Source organism: Nonomuraea aridisoli, from assembly GCF_003236395.1.
GTDB classification, from domain to species: Bacteria; Actinomycetota; Actinomycetes; order Streptosporangiales; family Streptosporangiaceae; genus Nonomuraea; species Nonomuraea aridisoli.
Window position 1 is genome coordinate 1 of sequence record NZ_POUD01000014.1, and the last position, 12,146, is coordinate 12,146.

A 12,146-nucleotide genomic window follows, 5' to 3' on the forward strand; every position below is an offset into this window, starting at 1 on the left:
GGTGGGGACCCCGTCGGCGGGCGGCGGGTGCGACTGGCGGTGGGTGAGCACGTACACCGGCAGCCGGTGCTCGCCCGTGGGACCGTCCGGCCCCCACCAGCGCAGTGACGCATCGCCCGGCGCGCCGGACAGGTCGCCGTTCGTTCGTGTCGTGGTCGGTGTCCCGTCACCCGCGGCCACGCCGTAGTCCACCGCGGGGTGCTTGGGTTTGCGGCTGTGCGACGAAACGGAATGGGGAAGTGGATGCTCGCGGCGGGCTCGCTCGCCGTGCTCCTCGGAGTGATGACACCCGCGGCGTACGCCGGCGACGGCAAGCGAGACGAGCCGGTCGAGCTGACCGTGATGACGTTCAACATCTGGACCGGCGGCGGCCGGGTCGATTTCGGCAAGGTGCCGGCCGCGATCGAGGCGGCGCATGCCGACGTCGTCGGCATGCAGGAGACGGACGCCAACCTGGGCCGGGTCGCCGAAGCGCTCGGCTGGGACCACGTGTACGAGCCGATGAGCATCATCAGCCGCTACCCGATCATCGTCCCGCGCCAGGGCGGAGACTTCGTCTACGTCGAGGTCTCGCCCGGCCGGGTGGTGGCCGTCAGCAACGTCCACCTACAGGCCTACCCGTACGGTCCGTACGACCTGCGCGACGGCGCGAGCCTGTCCTCCGTGCTCGCGAACGAGAACACGATCCACATGAACGCGATGGCGGGCCGGTTCACCTCGCTGCCCGCCCTGGCCGAGGCCGGGGTGCCCGTCTTCCTGACCGGTGACTTCAACGTTCCCTCGCACCTGGACTGGACGGCGAAGGTGGCCGCCGCCACGCCGCGCCCGTACGACGAGGCCGTGGCGTGGCCGGTGTCGAAGCGGCTCGGCGACCTCGGCTTCCGCGACAGCTACCGGGAGGCGCGGCCGGACCCGATCGCCGACCCCGGCTACACGTGGACGCCCGGCTACCCGCCGCCGTCGATGCCCGCGGACGAGGTCCACGACCGCATCGACTTCGTGTACGCCGCCGGCCCGGCGAAGACGCTCAGGAGCGACGTGGTCGGCGAGAAGCCGTCGCCCGCTCCCCTGCCCGGCGACTTCAACGGCCCGCACACCGACATCGTGGTCGAGCCGTGGCCGTCGGACCACCGGGCGGTCGCCTCGACGTTCGAGGTGACGCCCGCGCCGCGGCCCGCGACGCTGACCGCCGCCGACGCCACGGTGGCGCGGGGCGAGCGCCTGGAGCTCGAGGGGTACGGCGCGCGGCATGCCGCCGACTGGGTCGGGCTCTTCCCCGCCGGTTACGAGCCGACCCGGCGCGACATCGCCTGCATCTCGTCGGACCGGCCCGCGTGGTGCCGCCTGGCCGACTGGGCCTACCTGGCCTCCGGCACCCGGGAGCGGCCCAAGGAGTTCTCCCCCGGCGGGAAGGTCGGCTTCGACACCTCCGGCCTGGAGCCGGGCGAGTGGGTCGCGTGGCTGATGACCACCGGCCGCGACGCGACCATCGTGTCGGCGCCGTTCACCGTGCTGGACCCGGCGGCCCAGCCGTGGGTGCGGACCGACAAGTCGTCCTACGCCCCCGGCGAGCCGATCACCGTGACCTTCGGCAACGCCCCCGGCGGCGCGCTGGACTGGCTCGGCGTCTACCCCGCCGCCGAGGTGCCCGACGGCAGCCCGGGGTCGCTGCGCTGGGCCTACGTCTCCGGCCTGGCCAGCGGCACCAGCACCCTCGGAGCCGGCTCGCAGGGCACCACCTGGCCGCTGCCGCCGGGCGCGTACGCCGTGCACCTGCTGCTGGACGACGGCTACACCGTCGCGGCGACCGCGAGGTTCACCGTCGCCGCCCCGTAGGGCTCTTCCGTGAAGGTCGCGGATCGATGCACATGGATCACGACGCGATCGGCGGCGCATCGAAGGGATCGACCTGCCCGGCCTGCACGCGGGGTTCAGCGATCCGCGACGACGCCGCCGCCCAACCTGACCTGGGTCCACGCGGCCGCCCGCGTGATCGTCGCCGGGCGGGGCGCGGAGGGCCCGCGTAGTGTTGAGGTAGGCAACTTTCCGAGAGAGGACGGTCGCTGATCGACGCTCCTGACCCGTACGCGCTGGTGTCGATCGTCGCCGGAGCCGGTTTCGTCGTCGCGGGTCTGGTGGCGTGGCGGTCGCGATCCGGCCGGCTCGGGTTCCTGCTGGCGGCGGAGGGCGTGCTCTGGACGCTCTACCAGGTGCCGCTGCCCGTGCCCCCCGAGGTCGCCGCGGTGACCGTGGGGGCCTGGCCGGCGTTGCTGGCCCATCTCGTCATGGCCTTTCCCGGCGGCAGGCTGGGCAGCCGGACGTCCCGGGCGGTGGTGGCCCTGGGCTACGCGTGCGTGGTGGTCATGGGCCTGCGGCACCTCGCCGGGCCGGGGGCGTGCGCGGTGATCAGGGACGTGGGGACGGCGGTCCTCGTGTTCGTCGGCGTGAGCGTGATCGTCCTGCAGGCGCGGCGGCTGCGCGGCAGCAGCGTGGCGCGGCGCCGCCTGCTGACGCCGGTGCTGGTGGCCGCGGTGGTGGCGACGGCGCTGTTCGTGGTGTGGAAACCGGTCGCGGTCGCGGGCGGTTCGGCCCCGGTGCTCGCCCTGGCCGTCCAGGTGGCCTTCGCCGCGGTCGGGCTGGCGTTCCTCTGGAGTCTGGTGCGACGCCGGATGGACAGGGGCGGGGTCGCCGGGCTGGTGGTGCGGCTGAGCGGGGAGCCGCACCCGGCCACGCTCCAGACCGCGCTGGCCGAGACGCTGCACGACCCGACGCTGCGGGTGGGCTACTGGGTGCCGGAGTCGGAGGGGTACCTCGACGTCGGCGGACGTCCCGTGCTGCCGGAGCCGGGCCAGGTGGTGACCGAGGTCGACAGGGACGGCCCGCTCGCCGTGCTCGCTCATGATCCGGCCCTGCTGGACAACCCCGAGCTGATTCAGGCCGCGTGCGCCGCCGCGTCACTCGCCTTGGAGAACGAGCGCCTGACCGCCGAGCTGCGGGTGCGCCTGCGCCAGCTCGCCGACTCCCGGGCCCAGGTGGTGCGTGCCGCCGAGGCGGAGCGCCGCCGGCTGGAGCGCGACCTGCACGACGGCGTCCAGCAGCGGTTGCTGGCGATCCCGCTGACGCTCAGCCTGGCCGAGGCCGCGCTGACGTCGGGCCCTGAGCGGGTGCGTCCGCTGATCGGCGAGGCCAGAGAGACCGCGTTCGCCGCGCTCGACGAGGTACGCGCGCTCGCCCAGGGCATCCACCCGCCGATCCTCACCGAGCGCGGCCTGGTGGGCGCGGTGCAGGAGCTGGCCGCCGTGGCGCCGGTGCCGGTGGCGATCTCGTCCGACGTCGCCGGCGAGCTGCCTGTGGAGGTGGAGACCACCGCGTACTACGTGGTGGCGGAGGCCCTGGCGAACCTCGCCAAGCACGCCGCGGCCGACCGGGCGTCGGTCAGCATCAGCCGGGCCGGCGGGCGGCTGTCGGTGGCGGTCAGCGACAACGGGCGCGGCGGAGCCGACCCCGAGCGCGGGTCGGGCCTGCGCGGGCTCGCCGGGCGCGTCGAGACCAACGGAGGGAGCCTGCGCGTGCGCAGCCTGCCCGGTCAGGGCACCAGGATCGAGGCGATGCTGCCGTGCGCGTAGTGATCGCGGAGGACAACACGCTGCTGCGGGAGGGCGTCGCGCGGCTGCTCGGCGAGGCGGGGTTCGAGGTCGTCGCGACGGTCGAGGACGCGTCGGCGCTGCTGGAGGAGGTGGCGGCGCGCCGACCCGACGTGGCGGTGGTGGACATCCGCCTGCCGCCCACGCGGACCGACGAGGGGCTGCGCGCGGCCCAGGAGATCCGCCGCGCCCACCCGTCCACGGGCGTGCTGGTGCTGTCGCAGTACGTACGCGTCAGCTACACCGTCGAGCTGCTCGGCGGCGGCGCCCGCGGGCTCGGCTACCTGCTGAAAGACCGGGTGTCGGACCTGGCCGAGTTCGCCGCGGCGGTACGCCAGGTGGGCAGGGGCGGGTCGGCGTTCGATCCGATCGTCGTGGACCAGCTCGTGGGGCGGCGCGCGCACGAGGGCGACTCCCTGCACACCCTGACCGACCGGGAACGCGCCGTGCTGGCGCTGATGGCTGAGGGCCGGACGAACCAGGCCATCGCCGAGCGGCTCGTCATCGCCGAACGCACCGTGGAGAAGCACTGCACCAGCATCTTCGCCAAGCTCGGCCTGCCCGCGCGGGCCGACGACCACCGGCGCGTGCTGGCCGTCCTGCGCTACCTGAACGCCTGAACGCGGCCGGCGCCGGGTGCGGGTAGCCGCACCACCCGCGTGCGGGTGGCACGCCCGCGGGTGGGAGCCTGCTCGCTTCCGGCCACGTGAGCGCGCCCGCACACTCGTCCCGTGAGACAGGCCCGCCCCTGGCGGCCTCCCGTGATGAGAGGAACCCTCCCCGTGAACGTCGTCACCGTGGCCCGATCCGTCGCCGCCGTCATGAGTCTGATCATGGCCGGGTACCTGGCCGTCGACGGAGCCCACCGCCCGGCCAACATGTTCCTGTGGCCCGATGTGGCCGTCGCCGTGTTCCTCGCGGCGGCCGCGGCCCTGCCGCGCCGGTTCGCCCACGCCGGGCTGATCTTCGCTTTCGGCTGGTCGGCGGGGGTCATCACGGTCTCGATCTTCAGCTACGTGGTACGCGGCGCCTTCGCCTGGCCGAACCTGGCCCTGGTGCTCGTCTCCGTGCTCATGGCGGCCCTGCTCACCAGGTCGCTCGCGCCGGACCGGCCGGGACGGTCGCTGCGTACATCTGTTCCTAACTAGTGTACATTTGTACGCATGGGAGGGACCGGAGCAGGTGGTGCGCGGCGGGGGCGGCGTTACGACCCCGAGCGCAGGACGCGCATCCTGGACGCCGCCCTCGACGTCATCGCCGAGCACGGCACGGCCGGGACGACGCACCGCACCATCGCCGCGCGCGCCGACGTGCCGCTCGGCTCGGTCACCTACCACTTCGCGAGCCTGGCCGACCTGCTGGCGCAGGCGTTCGCCCGGTACGTCGAGCTGCAGTCCGCGACCTTCGAGAAGCTCTTCGAGGACGTGGCGACGCCCGAGCAGTTCGTCGAGGTCGTGGTCGACCTCGTCTGCGGCGGCCCCGCCCGGCACCGCAGCGCGGTCCTCGGCTTCGAGCTGCACCTGGCGGCGCTGCGCGACCCCGGCCTGCGCGTCCTGACGCAGGCGTGGACGTGGCAGAGCCGGGCCGTCCTCGCCCGGTTCACCGGCCCCGACACCGCCGCGCGCCTGGACGCCCTGCTCGAAGGCATGATCATGCACGCCCTGCTGGCGGCCGAGCCGGAGTCGCGCGAGGCGACCCGGGCCGCGATCGTCCAGACCCTCGGCCCGGCGCACCTGGAAGGAGATCGCCATGCCCGTGCTCGCGGTATCTGACGAAGAGCTGGAGGAGCTGCGGTCACGACTGCGCGCCACCCGCTGGCCGGCCGCCTGGCCCCTCAGCGGGTGGGCGGCCGGCGCCGAGCTCGGCGAGCTGCGACGCCTGGTCGCGTACTGGGCCTCCGGCTACGACTGGCGTGCGCACGAGGCCGCCGTCAACGCCCTGCCGTCCCATTTCGCCGACATCGACGGTACCCCCGTCCACTACCTGCGCTACGACGCTGAACGCCCCGGCGCGCTGCCGATCGTCGTCACCCACGGGTGGCCCAGCTCGTTCCTCGAACTGACCGGTCTCGCCGAGCGGCTGGCCCATCCGTCGCGACACGGGGGCGACCCCGCCGACGCGTTCACGGTGATCGTGCCCTCGCTGCCCGGCTTCGCCTTCTCGCCGCAGCGGCCCTCGCTCACCGGAACGCCGCAGACCCACGAGCTCTGGCACCGCCTCATGCACGACGAGCTCGGCTTCGACCGGTACGCCGCCCACGGCGGCGACCTGGGCGCCGGCATCACCTCACGCCTCGCCGAGGCCCACCCCGAGGCGCTGGCCGGCATCCACCTGCTGGCGGTCGCCGGCCCGGCCGAGTACGACCCCGACAGCCTCACCCCGGAGGAACGGGCCTACCTCGACTCCGTCGCGACGTGGAACCGGGAGGAGGGCGGCTACCAGCACGAGCAGGGCACCCGCCCCCTCACCCTGAGCTACGGCCTGTCCGACTCACCGGCCGGGCTGCTCGCCTGGATCGTGGAGAAGTACCGTGCGTGGAGCGACAGCGGCGGCGACCTGTCGTCCCGCTTCAGCGACGACTTCATGCTGACCCAGGCGTCGCTCTACTGGTTCACCGGGACCGTCTCGACCTCCTTCAGGCCGTACTACGAGTACGCGCGGCGGCTCACCAGGCGCGTCGAGCGGGTGGACGTCCCCACCGCGCTCGCGCTGTTCCCCGCCGACCTCACGCTGCCGCCGCGCAGCTGGGCCGAGCGCACCCACAACATCACCAGGTACACCCGCATGCCGCGCGGCGGCCACTTCGCCGCCCACGAGGAGCCGGAGCTCCTCGTGCACGACATCACCGAGTTCTTCCGCGCCGTCCGATGATCCCCTGGATGCTGAGGGTGATCTCGCTGACGATCGCGGAGCCGATGAACGTCCCGAAGAAGACCAGGACCGCGACGATGACGAGCTTCCAGCCGGAGCGCTTGAAGACCTCGACCTCCGTACGTCCGATGGACAGCGCCGCCTAGGCGAGCACGGTCGTGACGCCGCCGCCCAGCACGAGCCCGAGGTTTCTCGCGGCGACGCAGAACTGGTAGGAGAACGGCCGCTCGACCTGGTCGAGCGCGCTGGGGCCGTCCAGGGTCGTGTGGACGTGGCAGTCGAACAGCACGGTCATGCCGGTGCCGTCGAAGACGCTGCCGCCGCGCACCACGCCGCGCATCAGAAGGCCATCCGGTGCAGGGCCGTGGCCAGGACGGAGGCGCCGCGTACGCAGTCCTCCGGGTGGGTGTACTCCTCCTTGCAGTGGGAGCGTCCCTCGACGCTGGGGACGAAGAGCATCGCGGTCGGGACGTGCTCGCCCATGAGCTGGCTGTCGTGGCCGGCGCCGCTGGGCAGGTCCATCGACGTCGCCCCGCAGTCGGCCGCCGCCTGGGTGAGCGCCTCCCGCAGGCGCGTGTCCATGACGGTGGGGGTCTCGTCCTTGAGGCGTTCGAAGGTGATCTCGACGCCGCGGCGCGCCGCGATGGTCGCGGCGATCCGATGGACCTCGTCGGCGCGGGCCTTCAGGTCCTCGGCGACGGTGTGGCGCAGGTCCATGGAGAGGACGACCTCGCCGGGGACGATGCTGGGCCAGCCGGGGCGCACGTCCCAGCGGCCGAAGGTCACCCGGCCGGCCTTGTCGGTCTCGGCGACGTGCCGGGTGATCGCGGTGCTGATCTCGGCGGCGGCCTGCACGGCGTCCAGGCGCGCGTCCATCGGGGTGCCGCCGGCGTGGTCCTGGCGTCCGGTGACGACGATCTCCTCCCAGACCAGCCCGGTGATCACCTCGACGATGCCGACGTCCGTGCCGGCGGTTTCCAGCACCTTGCCCTGCTCGATGTGCAGCTCGACGAACGCGGCGACGTCGTCCCTCTTGGCGGTGGCCACGGCCGAGGGGTCGAGGCCGACCGCGGTCATCGCCTCGGCCATCGAGACGCCGTCGGCGTCCTTGAGCGTGGCGGGCTCGTCGGGACCGACGAGGCCGAGCATGGCCCGGGAGCCGAAGAAGTTGGCCTGGTAGCGGCTGCTCTCCTCCTCGCACAACGAGACGACCTCGAGCGACGTCCTGGGCCGCTCGCCCAGAGCGGCCAGGGCTTCGAGCGCCGCCAGGCCGGCCAGCACGCCGAGCGCTCCGTCGTACTTGCCGCCTTCGGGGACCGTGTCGATGTGGCTGCCGGTGAGGATGGTCGCGCTGTCGTCGGCGCCGGGCAGGCGGCCGAAGACGTTGCCGACGGCGTCGCGGCGCACCCGCAGCCCGGCCTCGCGCATCCAGCCGGCCACGAGGTCCTGCGCCTGGGCCCAGGCGACGTCGTACTGGAAGCGGGCCATGCCGCCGTCGGGCAGCTCGCCGAGCCTGCCGAGCTCCTCGACGTACCGGGCCATCTTCTGCGGATCGATGTCGATGTTCACGCTGTCTCCCGTCTGGTCAGTCCTGCAGGATGCCGATGGCCCGCTGCGACTCGGCGTCGATCTGGCGCGGTGCGGGCTCGGGGTCGAAGTCGAGCAGGGCCTCGACGGTCTGCCCGGCCGTCACGCCGTGACCGAGCAGGACGAGCCCCTGCGAACCGAGGTACGGGTTGACGAACGACGGGTCGAGGCCTTCTCCATGACGGGTTACCCCCGAGGTCTGGTCGTGCGCCATGCGACCAACATTGGTAGCACCGTTCTGGCTAGTCGCAGGTTCGAGTCATGTGCCAATTCCTCGTTAACGGACAGATCCGACATACAACCCGCATCGCCCTTATTCTTCAGAAGTTTCACGGCGATGGCCACGATCTTGGTCGTTTCGCCCTCGGTGCCGCCCGCGTGGCCGCGACCACCGACCAGGTCCGCCCGCACACTGATCAGCCGGCGGCCCGACGATCCCCCTGGGGTTCACTGGGCCGTCCCGACGTCCGGGAGGTCGTTAGCCTGCCCATCCAGTCAGCGGCATCGGCTCCACAGGATGACGACCCACCACACGCGGCCCCGCCCAGCAGCCGCTTCGACGACAAGATCTCCTCGGCGCTCCTGAAGCTCGTCGCCGGCCTGAAGCCCGGGGAGCGGCTCCCGAACGAGCGCGACATGGCCGCCCAGCCGAACGTCAGCAGGAACGCGCTCCGGCACCTACCGGGAGGAGGGCATCAGCCCCGACGGCCTGCGTTCACCCTCGACCTGCTCCTGCGCACCGGCCGGCTCACCCTCCCCGACCTGCACCAGGTACGGCACGCCCTCGAACGCCAGGCGGCCATGCTCGCCGCCGAGCACCGCCACACCGACGCGGCGATCGCCGAGGTACCGCATCATCGGCCGCAGGGTGATGGTCGGCATGCACGAGGAGATCCTCGACGCCATCGAAGCCGGCAACCCGGTGGCGGCCGGCGGCGCCGTCGACCGCCTCTTCGCCCTCCACCTCCGCATCTCCCGAGCCGTCAACGTACACCCGCTGGGGACGCCGAGCAGCGAACCTCGATGACGTCACGTCCGGGGGTGTCTCCGTCGTCCATGACGTAGGTCCCACGGACAAGGAGGGCTCGCGTGTTCGCGGTCTACGTCACGGTCACCATTCTCGCCTCGGCGGTCATCGGGATGGCGGCCGTCGCCAACCTGACCGGCCACCACCATCCCCGGCGGCAGGCGGACAAGATGCGCATACCGCGATGGTGCACGCTTCCCTTCGGCACCCTGCTCGCGGCGGGCTCGTTGGGGCTGCTTGCGGGGTTCGCCGTGCCGGTGCTGGGGACGCTCGCCGCCGCCGGTCTCGTGGTGTACTTCGTCGTGGCGTTCGGCGCTCACATGCGGGTCCGCGACCACCACCTGGGGATGTGGGCCGTGTTCTTCTCCCTGGCGGTGGCCGCTCTGGCCGTGAACCTGGCCTACCACTAGCGGGTCAGACGAGGTGGGCGTCCACCGCCAGGACCGGGGCGTCCACCGGGACCGTCTGCGGGTACTTCACGCCGGCTCCGGTGTTCAGCACGACGACCTGCTCGTCCTCGCCGATCCAGCCCGTCTCGCGCAGCTTGCGGGCGGCGGCGAAGGCGGCCGCGCCCTCCGGGCAGACGTACGTGCCCTCCAGGGCCGCGACCTGCCGCAGCTCGGCCAGCAGTTCCTCGTCGGTGACCGTCACCGCGGTGCCCGACGTCTCGGCCAGCGCCTCCAGGATGAGGAAGTCGCCGAGCGGCTTCGGGACGTTGATGCCGAACGCCACCGTGTTCGCGCCCTCCCAGTAGCTGCTCTCCCGTTCGCCCTGCTCGAACGCGCGGACGATCGGCGCGCACCCCTCGGCCTGCACCGCGACCAGCCGCGGCGGCGGACCCGAGATCCAGCCCAGCTCCCGCAGCTCGGCCAGGGCCTTGTGGATGCCGATCAGGCCCACTCCCCCGCCGGTCGGGTAGAGGATCACGTCGGGCGTGCGCCAGCCGAGCTGCTCGGCGATCTCGATGCCCATGGTCTTCTTGCCCTCGATGCGGTACGGCTCCTTCAGCGTCGAGGTGTCGAAGACCTTGCCGCCGGAGGCCGCGACCAGCTCGCCGACGATCCGCCCGGCGTCGCTGATCAGGCCGTCGACCAGGTAGAGGTCCGTGCCCGACGCCACGCACTCCCGCCGGGTGATCTCGGGGGCGTCCACCGGCATGACGACCGTGGCGGCCAGGCCCGCCCGCGCGCCGTAGAGCGCCCAGGCGGCTCCCGCGTTGCCGTTGGTCGGCATCGCCAGGCGTTCGACGCCGAGCTCGGCCGCGCGCGACACGCCGACCGCGGCGCCGCGCGCCTTGAAGGAGCCGGTCGGGATCAGCCCTTCGTCCTTCATCAGCAGGCGCGGCAGGCCGATGCGGGCGCCGTACCTCGCCATGGGGAGCAGCGGAGTCATGCCCTCGCCGAGGGTGACCACCGACTCGGGGCTGCGCACCGGCAGGAGCTCGTGGTAACGCCACAGGTCGGGGGCGCGTCCCGCGATCTCCTCGGGCCGTACGGAGGACCGGACGGCCGCCAGGTCGTAGCGGGCCAGCAGCGGCGAGCCGCACTTCACGCAGAGGTTCTGCGGACGTTCGCTGTCGTGCCGGGCCCCGCACCGGCCGCACTCCAGATGGGACAGGTGGCTGAAACTCACGCATACTCCCCTTGTCGCTGTTAAGGGCCAAGAGTACGACTTAGGCCGTCTTGATCCACTCGTCGATCGTGACGACGTCCGCCTGCCGGGGGAACACCTTCTCGGTGAGCACGCGGTGCACCTCGGCGTCGCTATCCAGGCAGCCGTCCGCCAGCACGGTCAGCGCGAAGTCGAGGTCGGCGGCCTGGCGCAGCGTCGACAGCACCACGCCGCTGGTCGCGATCCCGGTCAGCACCAGGGAGTCGATCCCGGCGGCGCGCAGCACCATGTCGAGGTCGCTGCCGGCGAAGGCGCTGACGCGCTTCTTCGTCACGATCACGTCCTCGGGGCGCGGCGCCACGTCCGGGTGCACCTCGGTGGCCCGCTCGTCGGTGAACCCGCCGCCCGCCGAGGCCCGCGCGGCGATCTGGCCGAACGTCTTGTTGCGCGGGCTGATCTCCGGGTAGCCCGGACGGAACCCGACGACCACGTAGATCACCGGGATCCCGGCGGCACGGGCCGCGTCGATCGCGCGGCGCAGCCTCGGCAGGTAGCCGGGGTCGTCGCCGAAGCGTTCGACGATCGTGCGCTGCACGTCCATCACGAGGAAGGCGCTCTTCGCCATTGTCGTCCTTTCGCGGTAGGGAGGGGCGGCTCGTCCGTCCGCTGGTGGCGTCCCCGCAGCGCCGAGGCCACCGCGGAGATCAGGGCCATGGCCGTGGCCACGCCGAAGACGATCGCCAGGCCATGGTGGAACGGCCCGGAGACCAGGCCGGGGGAGAAGCCGAAGCCGGTCAGCGTGTCGCGCTGCACGGCCGACAGGTGGGCGAGCGTGGGGCCGAGCAGGTGCTGGATCGGGTTCTCGCCGAGGAAGGTGGCGAAGAGCGTGCTCACCGGCGGCAGCGACGAGGCCAGCCCGGAGATCATCAGCGAGAAGAACACGCCGACGCCGGATACGAGAAGTTCACCGGCAGCAGCAGGCCGACGAAGGCCCCCGCCATCACGATCAGCCCGGTCGTGGAGAACAGCCGGGCGCCGAACCGGTCGGACATGTACCCCGAGATCGGCCCGGCGACGAGGAACCCGACGGTCAGCGGCAACATGAAGATGCCGGCCCACAGCGGCGTGTCCTCGAAGGCGTAGCCGTGCAGGGGCAGCCAGACGCCCTGCAACCACATGATCAGCATGAACTGCAGGCCGCCGCGCGCGATCGCGGTCAGCAGCGCCGCGAGATTGCCCATCGCGAACGCCTGGACGCGGAACAACGAGAGCCGGAACATCGGCTCCTTGACCCTGGTCTCGATCAGGCAGAACAGCCCCAGCAGGACGACACCGCCGATGAGCCCGGCGAGCACCTTGGGGTTGCCCCCAGCCGGTGGCGCCGCCGCCGTAGGGCTGGATGCCGT

At 72.5% G+C, this 12,146-nt stretch carries 18 protein-coding genes; 9 read left to right on the forward strand and 9 right to left on the reverse strand.

Going from position 1 to position 12,146, the window contains the following annotated elements; translation table 11 throughout:
- Nucleotides 1-192: hypothetical protein (locus C1J01_RS05620; protein ID WP_220039750.1), on the reverse strand; the 192-nt coding region annotated here is incomplete at its 3' end.
- A 24-nt stretch (nt 193-216) separates the two neighbouring features.
- Here C1J01_RS05620 and C1J01_RS05625 point away from each other — a divergent pair.
- From C1J01_RS05625 to C1J01_RS49590, 7 genes are all read left to right on the forward strand, one after another.
- On the forward strand, nt 217-1,836 hold the full coding sequence (locus C1J01_RS05625; RefSeq protein ID WP_181448584.1) for an endonuclease/exonuclease/phosphatase family protein: 1,620 nt from the start codon (nt 217-219) through the stop codon (nt 1,834-1,836).
- Between the two features lie 257 nt (nt 1,837-2,093).
- A complete protein-coding gene (locus tag C1J01_RS05630) occupies nt 2,094-3,626 on the forward strand; it encodes a sensor histidine kinase (RefSeq protein WP_111176744.1) in 1,533 nt (510 codons plus the stop codon).
- Complete coding sequence (locus C1J01_RS05635; RefSeq protein WP_111176752.1) at nt 3,617-4,264, forward strand: response regulator transcription factor; 648 nt, start codon at nt 3,617-3,619, stop codon at nt 4,262-4,264. The genes C1J01_RS05630 and C1J01_RS05635 overlap by 10 nt, the downstream gene beginning before the upstream one ends.
- 162 nt (nt 4,265-4,426) lie before the next feature.
- Entirely contained in the window at nt 4,427-4,792 is a 366-nt protein-coding gene (locus tag C1J01_RS05640; RefSeq protein ID WP_111176754.1) for a hypothetical protein, read from the forward strand.
- A gap of 15 nt (nt 4,793-4,807) precedes the next feature.
- Nucleotides 4,808-5,416, forward strand: a complete 609-nt coding sequence (locus tag C1J01_RS05645) for a TetR/AcrR family transcriptional regulator (RefSeq protein WP_111176756.1) — start codon at nt 4,808-4,810, stop codon at nt 5,414-5,416.
- Nucleotides 5,394-6,515 (forward strand): epoxide hydrolase family protein, encoded by a 1,122-nt coding sequence (locus C1J01_RS05650; protein ID WP_181448585.1) that lies wholly within the window; start codon nt 5,394-5,396, stop codon nt 6,513-6,515. Before C1J01_RS05645 ends, C1J01_RS05650 begins: the two co-directional genes overlap by 23 nt.
- 8 nt (nt 6,516-6,523) lie before the next feature.
- Nucleotides 6,524-6,661 carry a hypothetical protein gene (locus tag C1J01_RS49590; protein WP_181448586.1) on the forward strand — a complete coding sequence of 46 codons (138 nt, stop codon included), beginning with the start codon at nt 6,524-6,526 and terminating at the stop codon, nt 6,659-6,661.
- Here the strand turns inward: C1J01_RS49590 and C1J01_RS05655 are convergent.
- From C1J01_RS05655 to C1J01_RS05670, 4 genes are all read right to left on the reverse strand, one after another.
- Entirely contained in the window at nt 6,658-6,855 is a 198-nt protein-coding gene (locus C1J01_RS05655; RefSeq protein ID WP_111176758.1) for a hypothetical protein, read from the reverse strand. The two genes, C1J01_RS49590 and C1J01_RS05655, sit on opposite strands and share 4 nt — an antisense overlap.
- The gene (locus tag C1J01_RS05660) at nt 6,855-8,084 is read right to left on the reverse strand and encodes a M20 family metallo-hydrolase (RefSeq protein ID WP_111176760.1); all 1,230 of its coding nucleotides are present in this window, start codon (nt 8,082-8,084) and stop codon (nt 6,855-6,857) included. Before C1J01_RS05660 ends, C1J01_RS05655 begins: the two co-directional genes overlap by 1 nt.
- Before the next feature lie 16 nt (nt 8,085-8,100).
- Entirely contained in the window at nt 8,101-8,316 is a 216-nt protein-coding gene (locus tag C1J01_RS05665; protein WP_111176762.1) for a hypothetical protein, read from the reverse strand.
- Nucleotides 8,317-8,780: 464 nt separating this feature from the next.
- Nucleotides 8,781-8,984, reverse strand: a complete 204-nt coding sequence (locus C1J01_RS05670; protein ID WP_111176764.1) for a hypothetical protein — start codon at nt 8,982-8,984, stop codon at nt 8,781-8,783.
- Here C1J01_RS05670 and C1J01_RS49595 point away from each other — a divergent pair.
- The gene (locus C1J01_RS49595) at nt 8,983-9,129 is read left to right on the forward strand and encodes a hypothetical protein (RefSeq protein ID WP_181448587.1); all 147 of its coding nucleotides are present in this window, start codon (nt 8,983-8,985) and stop codon (nt 9,127-9,129) included. The two genes, C1J01_RS05670 and C1J01_RS49595, sit on opposite strands and share 2 nt — an antisense overlap.
- A gap of 62 nt (nt 9,130-9,191) precedes the next feature.
- On the forward strand, nt 9,192-9,539 hold the full coding sequence (locus C1J01_RS05675) for a DoxX family protein (RefSeq protein WP_111176766.1): 348 nt from the start codon (nt 9,192-9,194) through the stop codon (nt 9,537-9,539).
- A 4-nt stretch (nt 9,540-9,543) separates the two neighbouring features.
- Here the strand turns inward: C1J01_RS05675 and C1J01_RS05680 are convergent, their stop codons facing one another.
- Genes C1J01_RS05680 through C1J01_RS51115 form a run of 4 tightly spaced genes read right to left on the reverse strand, consistent with a single transcriptional unit; the run spans nt 9,544 to nt 12,095 of the window.
- Entirely contained in the window at nt 9,544-10,761 is a 1,218-nt protein-coding gene (locus tag C1J01_RS05680; RefSeq protein ID WP_111176768.1) for a threonine synthase, read from the reverse strand.
- Between the two features lie 40 nt (nt 10,762-10,801).
- The gene (locus tag C1J01_RS05685; protein WP_111176770.1) at nt 10,802-11,365 is read right to left on the reverse strand and encodes a cysteine hydrolase family protein; all 564 of its coding nucleotides are present in this window, start codon (nt 11,363-11,365) and stop codon (nt 10,802-10,804) included.
- Nucleotides 11,341-11,682 carry a hypothetical protein gene (locus C1J01_RS51110; RefSeq protein WP_220039751.1) on the reverse strand — a complete coding sequence of 114 codons (342 nt, stop codon included), beginning with the start codon at nt 11,680-11,682 and terminating at the stop codon, nt 11,341-11,343. Before C1J01_RS51110 ends, C1J01_RS05685 begins: the two co-directional genes overlap by 25 nt.
- Nucleotides 11,667-12,095: an MFS transporter gene (locus tag C1J01_RS51115; protein WP_220039752.1), complete on the reverse strand. Its 429-nt coding sequence runs from the start codon at nt 12,093-12,095 to the stop codon at nt 11,667-11,669. The genes C1J01_RS51110 and C1J01_RS51115 overlap by 16 nt, the downstream gene beginning before the upstream one ends.
- Nucleotides 12,096-12,146 lie beyond the last annotated feature (51 nt).